Annotated in this window: 15 protein-coding genes, 1 tRNA gene and 1 pseudogene; 5 read left to right on the forward strand and 12 right to left on the reverse strand. The window is 55.5% G+C overall.

What is annotated here, in order from left to right; translation table 11 throughout:
• The first annotated feature begins 16 nt into the window (after positions 1-16).
• Positions 17-1,132 (forward strand): hypothetical protein, encoded by a 1,116-nt coding sequence (locus AQS70_RS15380; RefSeq protein WP_055103629.1) that lies wholly within the window; start codon positions 17-19, stop codon positions 1,130-1,132.
• 1,175 nt (positions 1,133-2,307) lie between these two features.
• On the opposite strand, the pseudogene AQS70_RS15385 reads toward AQS70_RS15380, so the two are convergent.
• From AQS70_RS15385 to AQS70_RS15400, 4 genes and pseudogenes are all read right to left on the reverse strand, one after another.
• Positions 2,308-2,887: pseudogene (locus AQS70_RS15385) on the reverse strand (tyrosine-type recombinase/integrase); the annotation flags it as partial.
• On the reverse strand, positions 2,886-3,179 hold the full coding sequence (locus AQS70_RS15390; protein WP_055103630.1) for an AAA family ATPase: 294 nt from the start codon (positions 3,177-3,179) through the stop codon (positions 2,886-2,888). The gene AQS70_RS15390 and the pseudogene AQS70_RS15385, both read right to left, overlap by 2 nt.
• A gap of 144 nt (positions 3,180-3,323) precedes the next feature.
• A tRNA-Thr gene (locus AQS70_RS15395) sits at positions 3,324-3,399 on the reverse strand.
• 70 nt (positions 3,400-3,469) lie between these two features.
• Positions 3,470-4,411: a LysR substrate-binding domain-containing protein gene (locus AQS70_RS15400; RefSeq protein WP_055103631.1), complete on the reverse strand. Its 942-nt coding sequence runs from the start codon at positions 4,409-4,411 to the stop codon at positions 3,470-3,472.
• Positions 4,412-4,483: 72 nt separating this feature from the next.
• Here AQS70_RS15400 and AQS70_RS15405 point away from each other — a divergent pair, with 72 nt between their 5' ends.
• The gene (locus tag AQS70_RS15405) at positions 4,484-5,569 is read left to right on the forward strand and encodes a tartrate dehydrogenase (protein ID WP_055103632.1); all 1,086 of its coding nucleotides are present in this window, start codon (positions 4,484-4,486) and stop codon (positions 5,567-5,569) included.
• Between the two features lie 77 nt (positions 5,570-5,646).
• Here the strand turns inward: AQS70_RS15405 and AQS70_RS15410 are convergent, their stop codons facing one another.
• Together AQS70_RS15410 and AQS70_RS15415 are read right to left on the reverse strand one after the other, a co-directional pair.
• Entirely contained in the window at positions 5,647-7,023 is a 1,377-nt protein-coding gene (locus AQS70_RS15410; RefSeq protein ID WP_055103633.1) for a heavy metal sensor histidine kinase, read from the reverse strand.
• Complete coding sequence (locus AQS70_RS15415; RefSeq protein ID WP_055103634.1) at positions 7,016-7,690, reverse strand: heavy metal response regulator transcription factor; 675 nt, start codon at positions 7,688-7,690, stop codon at positions 7,016-7,018. Before AQS70_RS15415 ends, AQS70_RS15410 begins: the two co-directional genes overlap by 8 nt.
• 135 nt (positions 7,691-7,825) lie before the next feature.
• On the opposite strand from AQS70_RS15415, the gene AQS70_RS15420 reads away from it, so the two are divergent.
• Both AQS70_RS15420 and uraH read left to right on the forward strand, forming a co-directional pair.
• A complete protein-coding gene (locus AQS70_RS15420) occupies positions 7,826-8,308 on the forward strand; it encodes a GlcG/HbpS family heme-binding protein (RefSeq protein ID WP_055103635.1) in 483 nt (160 codons plus the stop codon).
• A 15-nt stretch (positions 8,309-8,323) separates the two neighbouring features.
• Positions 8,324-8,734 carry a hydroxyisourate hydrolase gene (gene uraH / locus AQS70_RS15425; RefSeq protein ID WP_055103636.1) on the forward strand — a complete coding sequence of 137 codons (411 nt, stop codon included), beginning with the start codon at positions 8,324-8,326 and terminating at the stop codon, positions 8,732-8,734.
• A 76-nt stretch (positions 8,735-8,810) separates the two neighbouring features.
• On the opposite strand, the gene AQS70_RS15430 is transcribed toward uraH, so the two are convergent.
• Genes AQS70_RS15430 through AQS70_RS15450 form a run of 5 tightly spaced genes read right to left on the reverse strand, consistent with a single transcriptional unit; the run spans position 8,811 to position 13,002 of the window.
• Positions 8,811-10,040, reverse strand: a complete 1,230-nt coding sequence (locus tag AQS70_RS15430) for a methyltransferase (protein WP_055103637.1) — start codon at positions 10,038-10,040, stop codon at positions 8,811-8,813.
• Complete coding sequence (locus tag AQS70_RS15435) at positions 10,021-10,713, reverse strand: ABC transporter permease (protein WP_420912354.1); 693 nt, start codon at positions 10,711-10,713, stop codon at positions 10,021-10,023. The genes AQS70_RS15430 and AQS70_RS15435 overlap by 20 nt, the downstream gene beginning before the upstream one ends.
• The gene (locus tag AQS70_RS15440; RefSeq protein WP_055103638.1) at positions 10,713-11,405 is read right to left on the reverse strand and encodes an ABC transporter permease; all 693 of its coding nucleotides are present in this window, start codon (positions 11,403-11,405) and stop codon (positions 10,713-10,715) included. The genes AQS70_RS15435 and AQS70_RS15440 overlap by 1 nt, the downstream gene beginning before the upstream one ends.
• 57 nt (positions 11,406-11,462) lie before the next feature.
• A complete protein-coding gene (locus tag AQS70_RS15445) occupies positions 11,463-12,215 on the reverse strand; it encodes a transporter substrate-binding domain-containing protein (protein ID WP_055103639.1) in 753 nt (250 codons plus the stop codon).
• Between the two features lie 13 nt (positions 12,216-12,228).
• Positions 12,229-13,002, reverse strand: a complete 774-nt coding sequence (locus AQS70_RS15450) for an ABC transporter ATP-binding protein (RefSeq protein WP_055103640.1) — start codon at positions 13,000-13,002, stop codon at positions 12,229-12,231.
• A gap of 549 nt (positions 13,003-13,551) precedes the next feature.
• On the opposite strand from AQS70_RS15450, the gene gabP reads away from it, so the two are divergent.
• Positions 13,552-14,943, forward strand: a complete 1,392-nt coding sequence (gabP, locus tag AQS70_RS15455; protein ID WP_055103641.1) for a GABA permease — start codon at positions 13,552-13,554, stop codon at positions 14,941-14,943.
• An 88-nt stretch (positions 14,944-15,031) separates the two neighbouring features.
• On the opposite strand, the gene AQS70_RS15460 is transcribed toward gabP, so the two are convergent.
• The coding region (locus AQS70_RS15460; RefSeq protein ID WP_241492847.1) for a GAF domain-containing sensor histidine kinase at positions 15,032-16,017 on the reverse strand (986 nt) is incomplete at its 5' end.

The raw sequence follows: 16,017 nt of genomic DNA on the forward strand, positions 1-16,017 counted from the left end.
TTCTGGTGAGGTGGTTATGCATGAGTGGTTTGAGTCTCGTATAGATGAAAAAAAATTAAATCCGAAATTTAAGTCTCTTCTCAATTTTCAATACACCTCTGAACGAGAGTTGTTAACATCTTGGATTGAGAGGTTTAAAATCAAGGATGGAGTTGATAAGACTATAAATCAGTTTCAGGAAACCTTTCATTCTGTATTTTGGGAGGTTTATTTAAATGAGGTTTTCTCAAGCCTAGGCTACAAAACAGACGAAAATGTGGTGTCGCCAGATTTTTGCTTGCTTGTTAATGAGGGGGAAATTTACATTGAAGCAGTGATCTCAAATGTTGCCGATTCAGAACCGAAAGAAGCAGAGAGAACATTAGATGATGTATATGGTGATAATGATCACTATAAAATTTTGGATGAATCAATAGTAAGGCTTTATAACTCGTTTACTCAAAAGCATACTGAATACGTAAAAAATTACTCAAATACACCATGTGTTAAGGAGTCACCATTCGTTTTGGCGATAGGTGACTATGCACAAATTAATTATGGCCAATCATTTTACTATCCGCTACTGGCCCTGCTCTACGGTGCATACTACGATAAAGATGATATAAGGGAAGATCTACTGATTCTCGGTGAAGATGACTTTGGGAAGGAGTATAAGTATCTTGAAAGTCATATAAAGAAAAATGGAGCTAAGTTAAAAGTTGGTCTTTTTGATTCGTCGGAATACTCTCATATTTCAGCCATCATATATAGTTGCACTACTACTTTGGGTAAGCTATCGAGCTTGTCTGAGGATCATGTACCTCTGGAAAAGTTTATTGTATTGACGCGACAGTTAGAAAGTATGGAGTATGATATTAGTAGGTATAGTAAGCAGCAGTCAGATGAAAATTTATACGATGGAATATTTGTTTATCATAATCCGCACGCAGCGAAAAAACTGCCAGAAGAATTTATGGCTATAGCTGGAGTTACTCATGTTAGCTTTGATGAAAGCTCTGAGGTTGTTATTAGTTTGCAACATGATAGAAAACGTGGCGTACTTAAACGTAGGCAAGTGTCAATGAAGGGAGTGGAAGACCAGTTTGTAAAAAATTTTCACGACCTAGAGCCTATGCTTGTCAAGCGACGCTGAGCATGCTGTTGAAGCAAATGTCGCAATTGGGGGGCTTCCTTTCCGCTAACAATACTTTCGCCTTATTATTCTGCAGTTGCTGTGTGGTGACCTACAGGCTGGGACGCCCAGGATTGAGACTAAAGATCACTGGGAACCGGTGAGACAGGCTGCACGTGATAACGGGAATACTTCTGATTTTGAAGCCCTGCTGATGAACAGATGCTATTCACACAAGGTGCTCAAAACTTGATATGGGTTTCAAAACTAATTAAAGCAATGGTTCTCCCCGCAGTGCGGCAGTCTCGGAGAAGCTGCAACATATCCCCACGTCATCCCGCCAAGAATGTTGAGTGTTATCAGGGATCAAGGCCCCTGCGACCTGTGAGGGTTGTCCACTAACGCGGGACTGGCGGCTCTTTACGACCGGGAGCTTGGGCACCTCATGACCCGGCCTCCTGAACACTTCAGATGAAGTGGGCGGGTGGAGGCTGCGCTGGCTGACGAGACAAGCGCCGCGAGATCCTGAGTCGGGTGAAGGCAGTGATGCGATGACCGGGGCATGCCTGACTGTCAGTCAGGTGCGGTCCATTCCCTGGGCTGCGGCACCATCATCTGCATCGCTGTTGCTGGTGACTTCGGTGTTTGTCACGCCGATTGTCACGAGGGGGAATGCCGCAAAGCCTTGTACGAGTTGGGCTGAAGCAGCGGTAGAAGCGCCCGTCTCTTTCCGGGAGAAAGAGACGGGCGCAGGTTGGCGCACGGGAATGGCCAAGCGGATAGGTTGCTGCAGGGCAGCTATGAAAGGGGATGAGTTGCCGCAGTGGGCACACTGGAAAAAGTAGCATCCATCACATCGCTGTGACCGTGCGAGCCGCCGGACGCTAATCGCACTTTGGGAGAACCACCACGATGTGGCGTAGCCTTAAAGGTTCTGGCTACCTGGGTTGCTGTTAACGACAGCGCTTGCCTGATCTTTTCTACGCCTGTGGATAATTCGGGTCAAGGCTCCAATTTTCGGAAGTTTTGCGGCTGTGGATGAAATTATCCACCGGTGGAAATCCGTGGTTTTCCAAAGACAGTTGCGTGGGCTTTAGATTTTTTAAGTCAGATCCATCCAAGCAGGGCGGCTTTGCAGCCCTGTTTGGATGGGCCCGCGTGGACAAGCGGATCACTGAAATATGAAGACCGAGCGCTTACTCAGTTGCGCCACGTTTTACTTTTAAGCGAGTGACGTTCGGTCCGGTCTGATTCGCGAACTCGTGGGGGGTGACATGCTCCTGCCGGTTGCGCTCCTTGTGGCTCATCTGCCGTTCAATGGCGGTCTCCGACCACAATCCCGACTCGATCAGTGCGCTGCAGGCCATCGAACGAAATCCATGCCCGCAGATATCGGTTTTGGTGTCGTATCCCATCGTCCGAAGCGCGTTGTTCACGGTATTTTCGGACATGGGCTTCCAGGGTTTGGCATCCCCTGCGAAGACCAATGCGAATTTGCCTGTGAGTGCGTGGATTTTTTCGAGTAGTGCCACTGCTTGCGGCGATAAGGGTACTAAAAGGATATCCCCTGCCATCTTCGGACCCCTTGTGGAAAAGGGTACTCCCTCCAGCGCGGGTCGAGTGTCCGGTATCTCCCAGGTGCCGCGCTTGAGCGCGCTTGAAGTCGAACTCGCTCCAGCGGGCGAAGCGCAGTTCGCTGGAGCGGACAAACACATGTAGCGACAGCATCACCGTCAGGCGGGTAAGTGCCCGGCCTTTATAGGTGTCGATCCGCTCAGCGCCCGCGTCCAGGTTTGCGACGAACTAATCGACCCAAGGTTTCAGGGCGAAAAACGCCCAGTAATTTATCGGCCAGACTTTTTTGCAAGATGGTTTTTGTCGGCGTTGAAGACGCTAAGTGTGGCTTACTGCCTTCTTCCCAACAGGTCGCGAGGCCTGAGTAAGCAAGCTTCAATAGATGCGTTTTACCTGCACCGTTTTCACCAACTATCACGTTGAGCTGTTTTCCGAAGCGAAGATTTGCTTCTTCAAATACCGTGAACTCTTTAATGTCGAGTTGCTTCAGCATAATTTCCCCGAGATAAAACCTGCGCTACATCGTCATGTTGTTTAGAAACAGGCTGTGCCGACAACATAGCCGTTGCCCATCAGGACTTAAACCCCAGAAACAAAAAAGGCCCACCTTGCGGTGAGCCTTTTTTGATGTTTCGTTTGGTGCCGGCACCAAGAGTCGAACTCGGGACCTACTGATTACAAGTCAGTTGCTCTACCAACTGAGCTATACCGGCGTTATGGGCGGTGAGTATACGCGGATGTTCTGACTTGTAAACCCCTGATTACAGACTATTTTCACGATTTTTATTGAGGCTCGGATTGGGTGGGGTGGCGCTCGCTGAAGTATTGGCGCAAAAACTCGACGGTGACGCGGATTTTCGCGGAGTTGGCCAGCGGCGCGGTGTATACGGCCCAGATGTTGGCCTGTTGTTGGTAGTCCTTGAGGATGTGGACCAGTTTGCCGTTTTGCAGGCTGTCACGTACGTCCCAGTAGGAGCGCAGCACAATGCCTCGGCCGTCGATGGCCCATTGGTGGACGACTTCGCCGTGGTTGGCTGAGAGGGCGCCGGTGACTTTGACGCTTTCTTCACCTTCCGGGCCTTGCAGGCGCCAGAGGCCGAATGGGTGGTCGCGCTCTTTGATGACGAGGCATTCGTGGCCCGCCAGTTCGGACAAGCTGCGCGGCTCGCCGTGGCGCTTTAGGTAGTCGGGGCTGGCGCACAGTACGCGGACGTTGTTGGCCAGTGGTTTGGCGATGAGGTTGGGGGCGATGTTGTCGCCAATCCTGATGTCGAGGTCGTAGCGCTCTTCGATTAAGTCCACCAAGCGGTCGAACATGTCGAAGCGGATGTCCAGCGCCGGGTAGCGCTGTGACAGTTCTGACAGTGCGGGGCCAACATGGCGACGGCCTAAACCGAGACTGCTGATGATGTGTAACTGCCCACGCGGCTCTTGGTGTAAGGCCGAGACTTCGTCGCTCATCTGCTCGACCGCATCAAAAATATGCAGCGCCCAGCGGTAAACCCGCTCGCCGTCATCGGTCACGGCCACGCGGCGGGTGGTGCGGTGCAGTAAGCGCACGCCGATGTTGTGTTCTAGCAGTTGAATGCGTTTGCTGACGTAGGCGGGGGACACGCCCAGCTCGCTCGCAGCGGCGGCAAAGCTGGAGCGCCTAGCCACGATCACGAAGACGCGAAGATCGTCGAGGTTGGGCAGATTATTCACAAATCGTGTCTTATCTATCATCACTTCGCCTGATTATCTTTCTTTTGCAGGTTTATACCATGGGTTCACTGTCCATCATCAAGAGTTCGCGCCATGAGCAAGACATTCAAAATTGCCGCCATCGCCGGTGACGGTATTGGTAACGAAGTATTGCCTGAGGGCCTGCGTGTTGTAGAGGCCGCGGCCAAACAGTGGAACCTCGATCTGTCGATTGAAGTGATTGAGTGGGCCAGTTGCGATTACTACGAGCGCCACGGTCAGATGATGCCCGATGACTGGTTTGAAACGCTCAAGGGCTTTGACGCTATCTTTTTCGGCGCGGTGGGCTGGCCGGACAAAGTGCCGGATCACATTTCACTGTGGGGCTCGCTGCTCAAGTTCCGTCGCGATTTTGATCAGTACGTGAACATTCGCCCTGTGCGTCTGTTCCCTGGAGTGCCGTGCCCGCTGGCAGGACGTGAGCCGGGTGATATCGACTTTGTGGTGATCCGCGAAAACACTGAGGGCGAATACTCCTCAGTCGGTGGGCGCATGTTTGCAGGCACTGAACACGAATTTGTCCTGCAAGAGTCGGTATTCACCCGACGCGGTGTGGACCGGATTCTCAAGTACGCTTTCGAAGTGGCCAAAGACCGTCCGCGTAAGCACGTGACCTCAGCGACCAAGTCCAACGGCATTTCGATCAGCATGCCGTATTGGGATGAACGCACCGAAGCCATGGCGGCAAATTACCCACAGGTCAGTTGGGACAAGCAGCACATCGACATTTTGTGCGCTCGTTTCGTGCTGCAACCCAACCGTTTTGACGTGGTGGTGGCGTCCAACCTGTTCGGTGACATTTTGTCGGACCTCGGCCCGGCATGTGCAGGCACCATCGGTATTGCGCCGTCGGCCAACCTCAACCCAGAGCGTAATTTCCCGTCACTGTTTGAGCCGGTTCACGGCTCGGCGCCGGATATTTATGGGCAAAACATCGCCAACCCGATTGCCATGATCTGGTCGGGCGCACTGATGCTGGAGTTTTTGGGCAAAGGAGATGAGCGTTATCAAGCCGCGCACGATGGGATTTTGCAGGCGATTGAAGACGTCATTGCCAGCGGCCCGAAAACCCCGGATCTAGGCGGCAATGCCTCGACGCAGCAGGTTGGTGAAGCCATCGCGGCGGCCTTGGCGCGCTAACCCTCGCAGCCGGTCTACCTTTGACTGCTCGCGATCTTTAACAACAAAAGATCGCGAGCAACCTCGCCTCTACCGCCTCAGTGTTCGCCTAAGTGGGCAAACCCCAGCTCGAATAATGTGCCGCTGCTGTCGCTGTTTACCTGCACTTGGCCGCCATGCAGCTGCATGATCGACCACACTATCGCCAACCCCAGCCCGCCTGAGTCGCCAGGCTCGGAGCGCGAGGGGTCGACTCGGTAAAAACGATCGAACAGTTTGCTCACATGCTGTGGCTCGATGGTGAGGCCTACGTTGTGCACGCCGATCCAGCAGTAATCGGCTTCATCGCGCCGCAACAGCCTGACGGACGACCCCGGCTCAGCATGCCGCACCGCATTGGCCAGCAGGTTGCTCAACGCCCGCTGTAACAGCTGCAGATCTGCCGTGAGCGTCCCGCTTAGCGAGTTACCTAAACGCACGTCACGGTCTTCGGCCAACGCATCGAAGTAATCACACAGTTCGTCGCCCACCTTCCGCAGGTTAATGGCTTGCAGGTGCAACGGGCGTTGTCCGTGTTCGGCACGCGCCATGAACATCAAGTTTTCGGCCATGCGATTCAGGCGCTCGTACTCTTCGATGTTCGACGCCAGCACTTCTTGATACTCCAACGGGCTGCGCGACTGATTCAAGGCCAAGCTGTTGCTGCCCAATAGATTGTGCAGCGGCGTGCGGATCTCATGGGCGAGATCCGCCGAGAACTGCGACAACCGCTCAAAGCTGTCTTCAAGCCGCGCCAGCATGGCGTTAAGTGCCTGTATCGGTTCTTTGAGCTCAGTCGGTACGTTGTTTACTGGCATGCGTTGGTCAAGGCTGCGCGGGTTGATGCCGCGCAGGGCGTGAGCCAGGCTGCGCAAGGGCTCCAGACCGCGGCGCAGTAAAAAACCGCCCAAGCAGAAAGCCAGCAACGTGCCCAGCCCAACGGCGCCGTACAGGTTTAAACGGTAGCGGGCGAGAATAAGCTCACGCTCGTTGAGGCGCTTGCCGACGGTCACGCTTAAGGTTTCGCCTGCTGGGCCTTGGGCCATGCCGGCCAACAGTACGGTTGCGTCTAATGTTTGGATGTCGGCCCGTTGTGGCGCGCGGTTTCGGGGGATGGGTTGCAGCGCGGGCAGGCTCTGTTGATGCGGGTTGATGGCAATGACCTGCCCGCCGTCCTGGCGGTTGACCAGCAATACGCTGTCCTGATTGCCCAGCATGTTCTGATACAGGCGCGGCCGCGCTTGCAGGGCTTCGAGGCTGTCGCTGTCATTGAGTAAGGCGCGCATTTGCTCCAGCCTGCCGAGCAGCGCCTGATCGTCCCGAAACGCCAGCTCTGAGGCCAACGAGCGGTACAAAAACACGCCGATCACACTGAGCACCAAAGCACAGGTCAGGGCAATCGCCAAGGCCAAGCGCCAAGCGATAGACCTACTCATCAGGCGCTTCAAGCTGATAACCGACACCGCGCACGGTGTGGATAAGTTTGGGCATGTACGGGTCGTCGACCTTGGAGCGTAATCGGCGCACGGCGACTTCGACCATGTTGGTATCGCTGTCGAAATTCAGATTCCACACCTGCGAGGCAATCAAGGTGCGCGACAGCACCTCGCCCTGACGGCTGGCCAGCAGGTGTAACAGCGCGAATTCTTTATTGGTCAGGCTGATGCGTTGACCGCCGCGGCTGACACGGCGTCGCAGCACGTCGATTTCAAGGTCTGCGATGCTGTAAGACTCGGCCTCGCGCATCGGGCCGCGACGCAGCAGGGTGCGTACACGGGCCAACAGTTCGGCAAAAGCAAAGGGTTTGAGCAGGTAATCATCAGCACCCAGTTCCAGACCTCGCACGCGGTCTTCGATGGCGTCTTTGGCGGTTAAAAACAACACGGGTGTGGCCCCGCGTTGGCGAATTAATTGCAGCAATTGCCAGCCATTTAGGCCCGGCAGCATCACGTCAAGAATGATCAGGTCGTATTCCTGCTGCTCAATCAAATAGCGCCCGTCCAGCCCGTTCAAGGCCACATCCACCGCAAAACCCGACTCTTTAAGGCCCTTGGCCAGAAAGTCGGCGGTCTTGGCTTCATCTTCCACCACTAACAAGCGCATCGCACACCTCAATCAATCGTCCGTACAGGCTAGGCGCCTTCACGCGTGTTGCCTATTACAAACTTGTAATCCAACTGACGGGGTTCTGACGCCGTTCATTGGCTACAGTCATCTCACTCGAACAGGAGCTTGCCGATGATGCTGAAAACCTTGCTGTTATGCACTGCCGTAGGCGTGGCTGGCGCCGCTCAGGCGGCGCCGAATCTGCCGCGTCATGCTGATCTCGATCTGGCAACGGCCCAGCAATTGGCCAATGCCACGTTGAAGCACTGCACAGGCGCGCTGAGCGTATTGGACCGAGGCGGCAACGTGCTGGTGGCGCTGCGCCCCGAGAGCGTGGGCACGCACAACCTATTGGCCAGCCAGCGTAAAGCCTACACCGCACTGTCTTCCAAAACCCCGACTCGACAGTTCGCCGAGCGCGCGCGCAACAACCCTGAGGCTTCTAACCTCAACACCCTCCCTGAGCTGCTGCTATTAGGCGGTGGCGTGCCGCTGTACGCGGGCGACGAGTTGGTCGGTGCTATCGGCGTAGCCGGGGCTGGAGGTGCGGAGCAGGACGAAGGCTGCGCCGTTAAAGCAGCCCAACAGATTGGTTTGGCCACACAACGTAATTAACCCGGAGGATCACCCATGAAAATATTGCGAATGACCTTGGCGGCTTTGAGCCTGAGTGCTGTTTCTAGCATGGTGCTGGCGGCGGGAAACCCGTTGAGCGTTCACGTACTGAATCTGGAAAACGGTTTGCCATCACCGGGTGTCAACGTCACCTTGGAAAAGCACGTTGGGCAAACATGGGAGCCATTGGCGCAGGGCGTGACTAACGAGCAAGGGCGTATTGGCGAACTGTTCCCGGCCAAACAAGCCTTTGAAACAGGCGAGTACCGGGTTGTGTTCAAGACCGGCGAGTACTTCAAGAAAACCGGCCACGAGACATTCTTCCCTGAGATCCCGGTGATTTTTGAAGTGAAGAATGCGGATCAGCATTACCACATTCCGTTGTTGCTCAGCCCTTATGGCTTCTCCACATACCGTGGGTCGTAAGCACAGGTGAGAGCTTGCGATCTTTTGTTTTAAAGATCAAAGGATCGCAGCCTGCGGCAGCTCCTACGGGGCGGAGCTATAAGCGCGGCGTTCGCTGCGCAATCATCAATACATTGCGCGGGGTCAAGTGGCTGTCGCAGAACTCGCCCACCTGTACCTCATAGCCGCGCTCTTGCAGGTACAACGCCCGGTCCAGCACCAACCACATTTCCAGCGGGCGACGAAACAACCCGCGAACCAGCTCCAGATTGCGGACTTGCGCCAGACGTTGCCAACCGGCGGCCTCAAGTGCCGTCCAGTCTTCAGTACCGGTTGTGGATACGTTTTTCAGCGCCGCTAAATCCTCACAATACTGGGCAAACGACTTGTTCAACCACGTGCTGGGCAGCGAGGGTGTAGATAAGTATTCATCCCGTTGGCGCAGTTGACGTTGCAGCAGATCAAACCCTAAGCGCCGCGCCATCGACTCATCACGCTGACGCCGTACGCGGTTGCCAGCGGTCACGGTTTCACTCATCGGCAAGCTCAGGTCTTCTAGCGATAACACCAGCGACGACGCTCGGGCGGCTGTAGATAACGCTTGATAGTGCGCGCTATTGATGCGGTTGTAGCAGCAGGGCGAAACGGCCAGTTGTGCACAGCCTGTGTCGCTGGCGAGTTGTAACAGACGCACATGCAAGTCGCCGCACGCATGCAAAGCCACAGCGGTCATGTTGGGTTGCAGTTGATGCCGCGCTTCATCTGCCAGCACGTCTTGCTGTCGGTGCTGGGCGTTCAGGTGATGGCGCTGGCTGAGCGCCTGACCTGCTTCGACCAGTGCCGGATCGTATTCCAAACAGGTCAATTGCTGTTCGGCAGTGACTAATCGGCGGCCCAAATGGCCTTTGCCCGCGCACCAATCTAGCCAATGCGTGGGTGTGTGTTTAAAGCTCAGGCTTTGGGCGAAGGCTTCAATTTGCTGCCATTTGCGCCCCGGTACATCGACCTGCAAGCGCGGCGCGGCAGACGGCATGGCGTGCATCGGCAAACGCTCAAGAGCGCTGAGGGCAAGCGAGGTGGCGGCCAGTTCAGCAAATGGCGCGGGTGCGTCGAGTCGCTGAGGCTGGTTGTGGCTGGCTTCGGCGTCATGCAAGGAGCGCTGGCGCAACCATTGGGACAGTTCGGGGTGCTGGGCTTCCCACGGCATATTCAGCTGCGTGAACGGCCGTGGGCGCCACAGGAGCTGGTGTTCACGCAAAAACGTGTCCAGCGCCTCAAAGCGGGCGAGCAATGCCTCGCCCTTCAAGTTAACGGCCTTGGCAGGCATCGACGCGCAACCAGCGCTCCAGCAGTTTGAACCCTTGGATCAGCACAAACGACATGACCAAGTAGATCAGCCCGGCGATCAGGAACATATCCACGGTCTGGTAGTTACGGGCAATGATGGTCCGCGTCATGCCGGTCAGCTCCAGCAAGGTCACGGTACTGGCCAACGAACTGGCCTTGAGCATCAAAATCACTTCGTTGCTGTAAGCAGGCAGGCCAATGCGTGCGGCACGCGGTAGCACAATGTGCAGCAGGGTTTTAGGCCGCGACATGCCCAGAGCGCGGGCTGCTTCGATCTCACCCGGAGGGATGGCTTGAATCGCGCCGCGCAGGATCTCGGCGATGTAGGCGGCGGTGTGCAGGGTCATGGTCAGCACCGCGCACCAGAACGGGTCACGCAAATACGGCCACAACACGCTCTCACGCACGACCTCAAACTGCCCGAGCCCGTAATAGACCAGAAACAATTGAATCAGCAGCGGCGTGCCGCGAAAGAAAAAGATGTAGCCATAAGGCAGCGAACGCACGTACCACAGCTTGGAGGAGCGGGCGATGCCCAGTGGAATCGCGACAATCAGACCGGCGATCACCGACAGGGCCGTCAGCTCCAGCGTCAGGGTCGCGCCCTGAATCAGCTTGGGCAGCCACTTGAGGAAGAGTTCCCACACCAGCATTACGTTCTCCTCACGAAGCCGCGCGCTGCGCGTTTTTCAAGCACGTACAAGGTGCCCATGGCCAAAATGGTCAGGCCCAGGTACATCACGGCTGCCACCATGTAGAAGGTGAAAGGGTGTTTGGCGAAGGTCACAGCGTTTTGCGCCTGACGCATTATTTCTTCCAGCCCAATGACCGAAACCAGTGCGGTGTCTTTCATCAGGATCATGAACAAGTTGCCCAGGCCGGGTAGGGCGATACGCCACATTTGTGGCAGCACCAGCTTGGTGAAAATACGCGGCTTGGACAGGCCCAAAGCCAGGCCCGCTTCGCGGTGGCCTTTGGGGATGGCCAATATGGCGCCACGAAACACTTCGGTCGCGTAGGCGCCAAAGCACAAACCCAGCGCGATGACACCGGCAGCGAAGGCGCTGAGGCTGAGGTCTGGCATGCCGATGAATTCGCCGAGGGCACGCACGGCATTCACGCTGCCAAAGTAAATCAACAACACCCACAGCAACTCTGGAACGCCGCGCACCAGTGTCGAGTAGGTACCGCCAAGCCATTTAAGCGGCTTGTACGGTGAAGTTTTGGCCAATGCACCGAGCAGTCCGAGCACCAAGCCCAGACACAGCGCAGTGAGTGCCAGTTTGACGGTCATCAGCGCGCCAGCGGCGAGCGCCGGGCCGAATCCGTATAAGTCGATAGTCATAAATAGGCAGGCTTTGCTAGGGACCGGCGCAACCTTGCGGTGCGCCGGTCAGGCAGGTCATTCAATGCTGAATGGGAAATACTTGTCGTTGATCTTTTTGTACGTACCGTCTTCTTTGATTTCTTTAAGGGCGAGGTTCAGCTTGGTGCGCAAGTTGCTATCGCCTTTACGTAGAGCAATGCCGACCTTGTCATCTTCGTTGATTGGGTCGCCCTTAAACTCATAGTCTTTACCCGCCGGATCATCCTTCAGCCAGCCATAGATGGCGTACTTGTCCGCCAACAGGCCGTCTACACGCCCTGAGGACAAGTCTAGATAGGCGTTTTCTTGGGTGTCATACAAAGAGATGTCGTCGCCGACGTTATCTTCCAGCCATGTGGCTGCTTGGGTTGAACGCTGTGTGCCCAATTTTTTGCTTTTGAGTGAATCAATGTCGGTTTTGAAATCGACACCTTTTTTAGCCACGAACTGCTGTTTGTTGGAGTAGTACGGGTCGGTGAAGTCGACGGCTTGCTTGCGCTCATCGGTGATCGACAAGGAAGAGACAATGAAGTCGTACTTTTTAGCATTGAGCGCAGGGATGATGCCGTCCCAGTCAGAGGTCACTACCTCACACTCGGCTTTCATCTTGGCGCATAGGGCCATGGCAATGTCGTAGTCAAAACCGACCACTTGGCCACTGGCGTTCTTGTTATTGAACGGAGGGTAAGCCCCTTCAATGCCAACTTTGTACTTATCAGCAGCCAAGGCGTTAGCACTGAACACCACAGTGGCGGCAGCAGCCAGGAGAAGCTTTTTATAGTTTTGCATTCGTATTGCTCCGTTAGCGATTGCTGGACATAAATTGTTTACAGCGCGCTGAAACCGGGTTGTCGAACACCTGGTCAGGCGATCCTTGCTCTTCGATCAAGCCTTGGTGCAGAAACACGACTTCGCTGGACACCTGACGCGCAAAGCCCATCTCGTGCGTGACCATTAGCATCGTGCGGCCTTCTTCGGCGAGCGCGCGGATCACACTAAGTACTTCTTGGACCATTTCCGGGTCAAGTGCTGATGTGGGTTCGTCGAACAGAATCACTTTGGGCTGCATGGCTAATGTGCGAGCGATGGCGGCACGTTGTTGCTGGCCGCCAGACAACTCAGATGGATAAGCATGGCGTTTTTGCTCAATGCCTACCTTGGCCAGCAGCGCTTCGGCCACTTCGATGGCCTCGGCTTTGCTCTGGCCCAGCACGCGACGCGGCGCCTCGATGACGTTGTCGAGGATGGTCATGTGCGGCCACAGGTTAAAATTTTGAAACACAAAACCCAGTTCGCTGCGCATGCGATTGATTTGCTTGCCATCGGCAGCCACCAACTCGCCGGTCTTGGATTTTTTGAGTTTGAGCGCTTCACCGGCAACGAGAATTTGGCCCTCGTGCGGGTTTTCTAACAGATTGATACAACGCAGCAGCGTGGACTTGCCGGAACCCGAAGAACCCAGGATCGAGATCACGTCGCCGTCGCGTGCGGTCAGCGAGATACCTTTGAGTACCTCAAGCTCGCCGTAGCGTTTATGCAAGTTGCGGATTTCAAGCGCGGGCGTGGCCAAAGCCATGTGCGGTCCTCATTGTGTTCGGGTGTGATCCTGCAATTGGGCGGCCTTGCTGGCGAAGGCCAAGCTAGCATAGGGTCGCCTAGGCAACCAGCCGCACCACCAGCACAAAGGGCCACAGGGTGGTCGTGTGTCGCATCTCAACAGCAGACTGTCGCGCCGACAACAACTAAGCCCCGAATTTTGCCGTTCGGCCACACAGGTATCGCGTAAAAAAGGGCGCGATGTTGCCAGTTTTGGCCCTGTGTTGGAAGCACGAACCTATTAAAGGTTCGCTATGCGCCCTGGTTTGGCGCCGTATCGGGAAATATGTGTTTTTTTGGTGCAATTTGTTTCCTGTATCTGTGTGTTACGGTAACAAAAAAGCAAAATGCCATTACTCTCAAAGGCTTACAAATACTTGAGTGCTGCTTCACAGGCCGCTGAAACCGTGCATCTGTCACATTTTGGCTCATTTATTGCGTAAATAATTCTAAACGCCCCGTTGGTTACTTTTTACGAAGGGTAATTAATGAGGCGCTCGGAATGGCTTTCACTGCAAAGGTAGTCCCAATGAGCAATACGCAAACCTCTAGCGGCCTGGAGCAAGGGCTCAAACCGCGGCATGTCACCATGCTGTCGATTGCCGGGGTCATCGGTGCCGGTTTGTTCGTCGGCTCTGGACACGCAATCGCCCAGGCGGGCCCAGCCGTGCTGCTGGCTTACGCCGCCGCGGGTACGTTAGTGGTGTTGGTGATGCGCATGCTGGCCGAGATGGCCGTTGCCTCGCCTGACACTGGTTCGTTCTCTACTTACGCCGACCGTGCGATTGGGCACTGGGCCGGTTTCACCATCGGTTGGCTGTACTGGTGGTTTTGGGTATTGGTTATCCCGCTCGAAGCGGTGGCGGCAGGCACCATCCTGCACGCGTGGTTCCCCGGTGTTGAGATTTGGGTGTTTACCTTGGTCATCACCCTGTTGCTGACGATTACCAACCTGTTCAGCGTCAAGAACTACGGTGAGTTCGAGTTCTGGTTTGCGCTGGTCAAAGTGTTGGCGATTGTGGGCTTCATTGTGTTGGGCGCGCTGGCGATCTTCGGCTGGCTGCCAACCAGTGGGGTGAGTGGCGTTTCGCACTTGGTCGACACCATTGGCTTTATGCCCAATGGCATCGGCGCCGTACTGGCTGCCATGTTGACCACCATGTTCTCGTTTATGGGCACCGAAATCGTCACCATCGCGGCGGCGGAATCCAAAGACCCAAGCAAACAGATCACCAAGGCCACCAACTCGGTGATCTGGCGTATTGGCTTGTTCTACCTGGTATCGGTGTTCATCGTGGTGGCCCTAGTGCCGTGGAACGATCCCAGCCTGGCGAAAGTCGGTTCTTATCAGACCGCGCTCGTTAGCATGGGTATCCCGAATGCCAAACTGATCGTTGATATTGTGGTGTTGATTGCGGTGACCAGTTGCCTGAACTCGGCGCTTTACACGGCTTCGCGGATGCTCTTCTCCTTGAGCAAGCGCGGTGACGCACCCGCCGCTGCCAAGCGCACCAACGCCAGCGGCACGCCTTACTGGGCGGTCATGATGTCGACCGGCGCAGCCTTCGTGGCGGTGTTTGCCAACTACGTGGCCCCTGCGGCGGTGTTTGAGTTCTTGCTCGCCAGTTCCGGCGCCATCGCTTTGCTGGTGTACTTGGTGATTGCGGTTTCGCAACTGCGGATGCGTAAAAAGCGCACGGCTAAAGGCGAGAAAATCGAATTCAAAATGTGGCTGTTCCCGGGCCTGACCTGGGCGGTGATCGTCTTTATTGTGGCCATATTGACCATCATGCTGTTCCAGCCGGATCACCAGGCCGAAATCATGTCCACCGGCTTGTTAAGCATTCTGGTGGTGGCGGCGGGCCTATTGGTGACACGTCGTCGCAGTGCCGAAAAAGCGGGGGCATCGGTACTCAACTGAAGCCAGGAAGGCCGCAACGTTGAGTCCAAAATAAAGGCCGCCCTCAGTTGAGGGCGGCCTTTTTTGTGGGCGTTAAAGCGGCGAGCCGTCAGCCGACTCGAGGCACGTTGAAGCGAAATTCGCTGCCTTCACCGACGGTGCTTTCGGCCATCAACTGCCCGCCGTGGGCGTTGATGATCCCTTGCGAGATATACAGCCCCAGGCCTGTGCCAGAGGCGTTGCCTTCCTTGGCCGTCCAGTAGCGGTCAAAGATAAACGGCAGTTGCTCCGCTGGGATGCCTTTGCCGGAGTCGCGCACACTGAACACGATGTCAGCCTCGCTGGGCTGAGCCGCGACGACGATTTTGCCTTGCTCGGGGGTGAACTTGATCGCGTTGCTGATTAAGTTGGACAGCACTTGAAATAGACGCTCGGGGTCGGCGTTAACACGCAGATCAGGCTCGGAATGAAAGCTCAGCTCAACCGATTTTTCGGTTGCCAGAGGCAACAGTAGCGACAGGGCTTCCTCAAAAATCTGGGTCACGTCCAGTGGTTGCGCGGTGATCGTGTAGCGCCCAGCCTCAATTTTGGAAGTGTCCAATAGGTCTTCCAGCAAGATATTCATGCGGCTAGTGGCCTGCTGCATGGTGTCTATGGCCGTCATGATGCGCCGTGACGCGTGTGAGCCGTCGCTGGTGAAGGTCTTTTGCATCATCCCACAGAGCATCGAAATGATCGTCATAGGGTTGCGCAAGTCATGGGACACCACGGCCACCAACTCATCCCGTGCTTGCACCGCTTGCTGCTCGCGCTGAACTTGACGGGCCAGATCGTTTTCCAGCGCTGAGCGGCGCAAGTCGTTGGCGGCGAACAGATCACCATGGCTCCATTTGGTCGAGATACCGTCCATTTCGACCTTCCACAACTCGAACGAGGTGCGCGGGCTAAGGCGCATGCCGGTCGCGCTCGGCTCTAAGTTGAGTGGTTTTTTCGGGTCGCCGCTCCACGGGATGCTTTCTTTGACCTCTGTGCGCAACCACAACACCGCATTGTCCACCCGCTTGGGCAGACTCACCGCTAACAAGCCGCTGGCCA

This window comes from Pseudomonas endophytica (assembly GCF_001411475.1).
GTDB classification, from domain to species: Bacteria; Pseudomonadota; Gammaproteobacteria; order Pseudomonadales; family Pseudomonadaceae; genus Aquipseudomonas; species Aquipseudomonas endophytica.

What these genes read in the sequence shown, in the direction of transcription:
- AQS70_RS15380 (WP_055103629.1), top strand. Translation starts at nt 17, where the DNA reads ATGCATGAGTGGTTTGAGTCTCGTATAGATGAAAAAAAATTAAATCCG.
- AQS70_RS15390 (WP_055103630.1), bottom strand. Translation starts at nt 3,179, where the DNA reads ATGCTGAAGCAACTCGACATTAAAGAGTTCACGGTATTTGAAGAAGCA.
- AQS70_RS15400 (WP_055103631.1), bottom strand. Translation starts at nt 4,411, where the DNA reads ATGATAGATAAGACACGATTTGTGAATAATCTGCCCAACCTCGACGAT.
- AQS70_RS15405 (WP_055103632.1), top strand. Translation starts at nt 4,484, where the DNA reads ATGAGCAAGACATTCAAAATTGCCGCCATCGCCGGTGACGGTATTGGT.
- AQS70_RS15410 (WP_055103633.1), bottom strand. Translation starts at nt 7,023, where the DNA reads ATGAGTAGGTCTATCGCTTGGCGCTTGGCCTTGGCGATTGCCCTGACC.
- AQS70_RS15415 (WP_055103634.1), bottom strand. Translation starts at nt 7,690, where the DNA reads ATGCGCTTGTTAGTGGTGGAAGATGAAGCCAAGACCGCCGACTTTCTG.
- AQS70_RS15420 (WP_055103635.1), top strand. Translation starts at nt 7,826, where the DNA reads ATGATGCTGAAAACCTTGCTGTTATGCACTGCCGTAGGCGTGGCTGGC.
- uraH (WP_055103636.1), top strand. Translation starts at nt 8,324, where the DNA reads ATGAAAATATTGCGAATGACCTTGGCGGCTTTGAGCCTGAGTGCTGTT.
- AQS70_RS15430 (WP_055103637.1), bottom strand. Translation starts at nt 10,040, where the DNA reads ATGCCTGCCAAGGCCGTTAACTTGAAGGGCGAGGCATTGCTCGCCCGC.
- AQS70_RS15435 (WP_420912354.1), bottom strand. Translation starts at nt 10,713, where the DNA reads ATGCTGGTGTGGGAACTCTTCCTCAAGTGGCTGCCCAAGCTGATTCAG.
- AQS70_RS15440 (WP_055103638.1), bottom strand. Translation starts at nt 11,405, where the DNA reads ATGACTATCGACTTATACGGATTCGGCCCGGCGCTCGCCGCTGGCGCG.
- AQS70_RS15445 (WP_055103639.1), bottom strand. Translation starts at nt 12,215, where the DNA reads ATGCAAAACTATAAAAAGCTTCTCCTGGCTGCTGCCGCCACTGTGGTG.
- AQS70_RS15450 (WP_055103640.1), bottom strand. Translation starts at nt 13,002, where the DNA reads ATGGCTTTGGCCACGCCCGCGCTTGAAATCCGCAACTTGCATAAACGC.
- gabP (WP_055103641.1), top strand. Translation starts at nt 13,552, where the DNA reads ATGAGCAATACGCAAACCTCTAGCGGCCTGGAGCAAGGGCTCAAACCG.